The organism is Oscillospiraceae bacterium, from assembly GCA_035353335.1.
Lineage (GTDB): Bacteria > Bacillota > Clostridia > Oscillospirales > JAKOTC01 > DAOPZJ01.
Window position 1 is genome coordinate 1 of the sequence record DAOPZJ010000107.1, and the last position, 3,814, is coordinate 3,814.

Genomic DNA, 3,814 nt, shown 5'->3' on the forward strand with positions numbered 1-3,814 from the left:
GCGTTGCGCAGAAGTCCGACGCCAAGATCACGGCGATGGGCGAATACACCTACGCAATCGCCACAACCGGTGCTGACACCGGCAAGGGCTTCTCGGTCGGCAAAGTGACCAAGGTCGAGAAGAAGGGCACCATCACAATCACCAACTATTGGGACAACACCCGCGGCATGAACAATGCAGCATCCGGTCTGTCCAACTACAACAAGGCGATCACAGTTCTCGCAGTCCGTATCCCGGCAGGCGCAACAGTTGCGGTATCTGCTCCGGCAGCCGGCGTAGAAGCGAATGTGGTCGGACTTGAATACGGCACATTGGGCCTGAATACGGTCGACGGTCTGGTTGACGCGTATGTGACGATCGAGTATTCCACAATCGGCGACACGACCTTCACACTGACAGTCAACTATGACGACGGCCCGAACGACGGCGTCAAGGGCTACACCGGCTTCAGCAGAAGCTGGGATGTCAAGACGACGTGGGTTGTCAGAACATCCGCTGATCCCGACACGACGAATGCTGCATCCGTGGCTTACAACAAGTTCACGAGCACACTGGGCAAGACCCTGACGCCGGCAGCGGCCGTCATGCCGTCCAACCCGAATGAAGCTCAGGTAAAGAGCTCCTCTCCGTCCGTGGCCCCGACATCCACCCCGTCCGCGACAAGCACCCCGGCGATGGGCAATCCGTTCAACGCGATTGCGTATATCATCACCATCGGCGCTTCCGCGATCGGCGGCATCTCCACCCTGGTCATCCGTAAACGCAAGTAAGCTAAAGCTTCCTTGCGTTCTGAAGAATTCCTCTGACGAGCAATTCTTCTCACGCAAGTAACTGCTCATCATTTGCGCTCTGAAGAATTTCCCTGACGGGCAATTCTTCCCGGATTAAAAAAAAGAGGCCCCCCGGTGAAAACCGGGGGGCCTTTCCCTTTCTGCGAAAGCTGCGGGGGACTTTTGCGATTATGAAATGATTCGAATGAATACTGTGTTGACATTTATTTGCCGAATGGGTATAATAAAAAACATCGAAAGGTGGCTCGGGCAAATGGAAAAAAAGAAGCTCAATCCGAAAAAACGCACCTTAATTGCGGTTGAACTTCTTGAGCAGCGTTATCCGGAAGCAGTTTGCTCGCTTGATTATGAGGAACCTTTCCGGCTGATGGTCAGCGTCCGGCTCTCGGCGCAGTGCACCGACGAGCGGGTAAATCTGATCGCGCCCGTATTATTTAAAAAGTATCCGACAACACAAGATTTCGCAAAAGCCGATCAGACTGAACTGGAAAAATATATTTTTTCATGCGGTTTTTATCACTCCAAGGCAAAAGACATCATCGGCGCGGCAAATGCGGTTCTTGAAAAGTTCGACGGAAAAATTCCCGATAATATGGAGCAGCTGCTGAGTATACCGGGAGTCGGCCGGAAAAGCGCCAACCTTCTCTTGGGCGATATTTACAAAAAACCCGCCGTGGTGGCGGACACGCATTGCATCCGGATTTCGAACCGTCTGGGACTTTGCAAAAAGACAGATCCGTATAAAGTGGAAATGGTGTTAAAAGATATTTTACCGCCCGAAAAAAGCAACGATTTCTGCCATCGGCTGGTCCTGTTCGGCAGGGAGATCTGTACGGCGCGTTCGCCGAAATGCCTTGAATGCCCGCTTTTTGAAATCTGTGAAAACAAACCGGTACCGGAAAACGGCCGGAGAAGCAAAGAAAGGGAGAACTGAATGAAAACCCTTTTAAAAAGAACGATTATTGTAACAATTGCGCTGGTTATTCTATCGGCAATGACTGCCGGCTGCGCGAAGACCCCGGTGAAGGAAGTTGTCGACGGCATCGATGCCGCCTTTACGGACGAAGTCGGAACCACCGCAGTCCCGGTCGGACGGACGGAACTTTCAAAAGAGGATTTTTTGGCGAAAACCGGCCTGAACGACGCTGATATCAGGGACTATTACGGCGTTGTCAGTTCCGACGACGGCTACTGCGACCGCATCATCGCCGTGCGCGTTTCCAAAAATTCAATTGAAACGGTGAAGGCGGGCCTCACGAAGATGAAAACCGATTTGACGGCATATTACCGTTCTTATTCGGTCAACGGTTCTTACCAGCGCGCAAAAGCTTCTCAGATTATTGAACGCGGCGACTGCTTGTTTTATGTCTGTCTGGGTTTGATGCCGACCGATACCGACGCGCCGCTGGAATTCGGGATCGATCTGGATTTGGCGGTCAAAATAATCGATACATATTACCCGCCGGAAAATGCAAAGTAAGTGAAAATTGTAATGTTTAAAATGTAAAAAGTATTTGGATAAAAACAACCCCTGCTGCCGATTATATTAGGCAGCAGGGTTTTGTAATTTACGGGGATAATTTCAACGGAGCGACGAGGGCGTCGCTCCCTGCGAAAAGTTGAACGTTCTCACTCCATGCTGTGCCAGTAATCGGTGACGTCGTCGTTTTCGTCGAGCGCATCGGTCAACCGGTTGAGCTTTATAAGCGCCTCTTCGTCGGTGACTTTTGTATAAGTCGTCGGGATGTAGGCCGTCTCTTCGGACTCGAGTTTATATCCCGCTTTTTGCAGAGCGGCGCCGACGGTTTCGAGATCGGCGGTCGCGGTGGTGATGACAAAACTCTCATCTTCAAGAGTGATGTCTTCGGCGCCGGCGTCGATGCAGGCCTCTGTCAGCTTTTCTTCGTCGATATCTTCGGCGTTGACGGTGATGACGCCTTTTTGGTTGAACATAAACGAAACGCAGCCGGTTTGACCGAGGTTTCCGCCGGTTTTATCGAAAAAATGGCGCAGATCGCCGGCGGTGCGGTTGCGGTTGTCGGTCATGGTCTCGACCATAAAAGCGACGCCTGCGGGGCCGTAGCCCTCGTACATGATGACTTCATATTCGTCTTTATTATCCGCACCGGCTGCCTTTTTGATGGCGCGCTCGATGTTGTCGTTCGGTACGTTGTTGGCCTTTGCCTTGGCAACGAGCGTATACAATTTAAAGTTGGTTGACGGATCGGCGCCGCCTTCGCGTACGGCAATTGAGATCTCGCGGCCCATTTTGGTGAAGACTTTTGCCTTCGCGCCGTCGGTAATCTCCTTTTTGCGTTTGATATTATTCCATTTGGAATGACCGGACATAAAACCCCTCCGTATCCAGAATGCGAAGGTATTTTATCACATTTTATTAAAAACTGCAACCCCGATTGTGATGGTTTGTGGAAAAAATCCGAAAACGATTGACATTGACAAAAAGTTATCTTATAATGGCTTTATGAATTTGTTTCGGGGGTTCTGAATTATGGCTTCACTGCAAAAGCGTCAGGGCATGGCGCGTAAAATTATTCGCCGGGCAGTCTGTTCCGTCTGTGTGGTTATAATGGTTTTTTCTGCTGTAATGGCTTGCTCTAAGTTAAACGCAAAAGCAAAAATCCTGGACGATGACACCGGTCTGTATTCACAGACAAAGCAGATGCAGGAACCGTATATCACCAGAGTTGATGGTTATAAACGCAACGCGAAGCTTTATTATGCGTCTTCCGATTTGGGAACGTTCATCAGTCAGGTCAACTTCGACCTGGTCGATCAGATCAATGCCGATAATAATGAAATCGGCCTTTTCACGGCGCAATATAAACAATTGATAAAGAATCTTCCCAAAGATACCGATCATTATATGCTTCGGAAAATCTTTGCGACTTTTGACAGCCAATCGTTATTTGATATGTGGCTTGCCAGTTTCCAAAAAGCGACCATCACCCCGTATCTCGAACAAATCCGCGGGCTCGAATGGCAGATGTTCGGCTGGTACGCCG

Annotated in this window: 5 protein-coding genes; 4 read left to right on the forward strand and 1 reads right to left on the reverse strand. The window is 50.1% G+C overall.

The annotated features are described in order from the left end of the window. The 3 genes from PKH29_12620 to PKH29_12630 form a co-directional block, all read left to right on the forward strand. On the forward strand, positions 1–770 hold a 770-nt coding region (locus tag PKH29_12620; protein ID HNX15682.1), incomplete at its 5' end, for a hypothetical protein. A gap of 274 nt (positions 771–1,044) precedes the next feature. Next, positions 1,045–1,725, forward strand: coding sequence for an endonuclease III (gene nth / locus PKH29_12625; GenBank protein HNX15683.1), 681 nt, complete (start codon positions 1,045–1,047; stop codon positions 1,723–1,725). Continuing rightward, on the forward strand, positions 1,726–2,271 hold the full coding sequence (locus PKH29_12630) for a DUF4358 domain-containing protein (GenBank protein ID HNX15684.1): 546 nt from the start codon (positions 1,726–1,728) through the stop codon (positions 2,269–2,271). A gap of 149 nt (positions 2,272–2,420) precedes the next feature. Here PKH29_12630 and PKH29_12635 read toward each other — a convergent pair whose 3' ends face one another. Continuing rightward, positions 2,421–3,140, reverse strand: coding sequence for a YebC/PmpR family DNA-binding transcriptional regulator (locus PKH29_12635; GenBank protein ID HNX15685.1), 720 nt, complete (start codon positions 3,138–3,140; stop codon positions 2,421–2,423). 160 nt (positions 3,141–3,300) lie between these two features. On the opposite strand from PKH29_12635, the gene PKH29_12640 reads away from it, so the two are divergent. Further along, positions 3,301–3,814: hypothetical protein (locus tag PKH29_12640; protein ID HNX15686.1), on the forward strand; the 514-nt coding region annotated here is incomplete at its 3' end.

Bases quoted from the DNA above. Each gene is read 5' to 3' on its own strand.
- nth (HNX15683.1), top strand. From the start codon at position 1,045: ATGGAAAAAAAGAAGCTCAATCCGAAAAAACGCACCTTAATTGCGGTT.
- PKH29_12630 (HNX15684.1), top strand. From the start codon at position 1,726: ATGAAAACCCTTTTAAAAAGAACGATTATTGTAACAATTGCGCTGGTT.
- PKH29_12635 (HNX15685.1), bottom strand. From the start codon at position 3,140: ATGTCCGGTCATTCCAAATGGAATAATATCAAACGCAAAAAGGAGATT.